Source organism: Micromonospora deserti, assembly GCF_003236335.1.
GTDB lineage: Bacteria > Actinomycetota > Actinomycetes > Mycobacteriales > Micromonosporaceae > Micromonospora > Micromonospora deserti.
This window is the reverse complement of the sequence record NZ_POUB01000454.1, coordinates 1-2,603: the sequence shown is the minus strand read 5'-3', so window position 1 is coordinate 2,603 and position 2,603 is coordinate 1. Positions and strand designations below refer to the sequence as shown.

The 2,603-nt window shown below is 77.0% G+C and carries 3 protein-coding genes; 1 reads left to right on the top strand and 2 read right to left on the bottom strand.

Annotation, left to right across the window (positions count from 1 at the left end; genetic code table 11):
- Positions 1–1,098, top strand: a 1,098-nt coding sequence (locus C1I99_RS31050) for a thiamine pyrophosphate-dependent enzyme (RefSeq protein ID WP_111137699.1), incomplete at its 5' end; no start/stop codon positions are given.
- An 88-nt stretch (positions 1,099–1,186) separates the two neighbouring features.
- On the opposite strand, the gene C1I99_RS31045 is transcribed toward C1I99_RS31050, so the two are convergent.
- Positions 1,187–2,143, bottom strand: coding sequence for a hypothetical protein (locus C1I99_RS31045; protein ID WP_111137698.1), 957 nt, complete (start codon positions 2,141–2,143; stop codon positions 1,187–1,189).
- Positions 2,144–2,190: 47 nt separating this feature from the next.
- Positions 2,191–2,603 (bottom strand): hypothetical protein (locus C1I99_RS31040; RefSeq protein WP_111137697.1); only part of this gene is annotated, 413 nt, incomplete at its 5' end.

Genomic DNA, 2,603 nt, shown 5'->3' with positions numbered 1-2,603 from the left:
GACAGGCCCCCGCCGGTGCGCACGGTGGCCACCCGGTTCGCGCCCGACCCGGAGCGGCTGCGGGAGTTCGCCGCCGTCCTGGCCAGCAGTCGCTCCCCGGTGCTGGTGTTCGGCGCGGCTGTCGACCGGGCCGGTGGCTGGCCGGCCGCCGTCGCGCTGGCCGAACGGCTCGCCGCGCCGGTCTGGTCGGCGCCCGCACCGGAGCGGGCCGCCTTTCCGGAGGACCACCCGCACTTCCAGGGCGTTCTCCCGTTCGCCATCGGCCCGCTCGCCGACCGGCTGCGCGGGCACGACACCGTGCTGGTCGTCGGCGCGCCGGTGTTCCGCTACTACCCGCACGTGCCGGGCGACACCCTGCCCGCCGACACCCGGCTGCTGCACGTCACCGACGACCCGGACGAGGCGGCCCGAGCGCCGGTCGGGGACAGCCTGCTCGGCGACGCCGGGCTGACCCTGGCCGCCCTGGTCGACCTGGTGCCGGTGGCGGCGGGTCGGCCGGCGCCGGCCGGGCCGGTCGACCCGCCGCCACCGCCGGAGGGGCTGCCGCTGGCCGCCGACGCGCTCTTCGCGGTGCTGGCCCGGCACTGGCCCACCGACGGGGTGCTGGTGCAGGAGTCCCCGTCCAGCCTGCCCGCGCTGCGCCGGCGGCTGCGGACCACCCGGCCGGGGTCGTACTTCACGATGGCCAGCGGCGGGCTGGGCTACGGCCTGCCGGCGGCGGTCGGCATCGCGCTGGCGGAGCGCGACACGGGCCGCGGCCGGCCGGTGATCGCGGTGATCGGGGACGGGTCCGTCCACTACTCCGTCCAGGCGCTGTGGACCGCGGCGCGGCTGCGGCTGCCACTGGTCGTCGTGGTGCCGGTCAACCAGCAGTACGCCATTCTCAAGTCCTTCGCCGACTTCAAGCACACGCCGGGCGTGCCCGGGCTGGACCTGCCCGGAATCGACCTCGCCGCCGTCGCCCGCGGCTACGGCTGCCACACGGAAGTGGTCGAGACGCCGGATCAGGTCGGCGACGCCCTGACCGCCGGGCTGCGGGCCGACCGGCCGACGGTGCTGCCGGTGCCGGTGAGCACCGACGTACCCCGGCTGCTCTGACCCGCCCCGGGCCCGGGCGGCCCGCACGACCCCGATCGGCGCCAGCGTCTACGCCGCCCTGCAGCTGCCGCCGGGCGACCGCGACCGGTCAGCTCCTGACGATCCGCAGCGGCGCGCCGGTGAGCACGTCGAGCACGGGCCGGTCGCCCAGCGGCGCCGCCAGCGTCGCGGTGACCGGTTCGAGCTTGAGCATCGCGTTGCAGTCACCGGTGGCCCGGGTGACGCCGCCGCCGACCACCACCACGTCATCGTCCTCCCTGATCAGCGGGGTGATCCCGGTGTCGCAGCTGCCCACGCCGAGCCGCCAGGTCAGCGTCGTCCCCTCGACGGTGGTGAGGTCCTGCGCGCCGACGACGCCGTCCGGCGCTGGTCGGCCCGGCGCGGTCGGTTCGGGTGCGGCGGTGACCGCGTCCGGGGCGACGGCGAGGCGGGCCACCCGCGCCGAGAGCTCCTCCACGGTGAACAGCCACGCCGGTACCCGGGCCTCGCCGCGGCTGGTGCGCACCGGCGCGGTGCCGAGCTCGACGGCGGTGACGGTCAGCGGGACGCAGGCGGTCTGCGGCTCGCTGCTGACCGGGCCGTCCGGCCCCGGCTCGATGGTCGGACCGTTCTTGGGCCGCGCCGGCGCCGTGGGCCGCCCCTCGCACGGCGGCGGGTCTCCCTGGTCGAGCTGCTGGTACGCCTCGGCTGCGCCGACCAGGGGTACCCGCAGGGTGCCGTCGGGGAACCGAACCGTTCCGGCGGGCGGCGGGCTGGTCGGCAGGCTGATCTGATCGCGGTACCAGCCGGCCTGGAAGGCCATGGCGGTGTCGGGGCTGAACTTCGGATCGCCGAGCAGCACGGTCGGCTCCTGCAACGGCACGTACCCGGTACGCCACGCCGGGCCGGGTCGCCACGCCGCCGCCACCTCGGTGGCCCGCTGGTCGAACGCCGCCCAGCGCTGATCCGGGCTGCCGGGGCCGGCGGCCGGGCCGGAGCCGGCCGGGGCGCAGCCGGCGGCGATCACCATCAGGGGCAGGCCCAGCAGGGCGACTGATCGACGCATACCGGTTGGACGCGTGCCCACCGCGCCGGGTTCCGGCGTGCCCGGGCTCAGGTCTCCCCGCCCAGATCGGTCTGGTACGCCTGCCAGATCAGGTCGGCGCCGCGTTGCCGATGCCGGACCACCAGCCGCAGCAGGTCGCCGGCCCGGTCGAGGAGATCGTCGACCGACGCGCCGGGCCGCTCCGCCGCCTGCCGGAAGGCCGCGATCGCGGCGGCGATCGCGGCGTGATCCCGGTTCAACAGTCGTACGCCCCGCTCGAGGCGGGGTGCCTGGGCAAGCAGTTCCGCGTAGAGACCGGCGGGTCCCTCGGTGACCCGCACGTGCTCGGCGAAGCCCTGGCACACCGGGCCCAACCGGACGAGCAGCCGTTCCCGCCAGCGCGGTTCGGCCGGTGGAGCGGCGAGCGCCCGGGCCAGGGCGCGCACGTCGGCGAGGAGGGTGGCCCGGTACGGGCGCTCGC

Bases quoted from the DNA above. Each gene is read 5' to 3' on its own strand.
- C1I99_RS31045 (WP_111137698.1), bottom strand. From the start codon at position 2,143: ATGCGTCGATCAGTCGCCCTGCTGGGCCTGCCCCTGATGGTGATCGCC.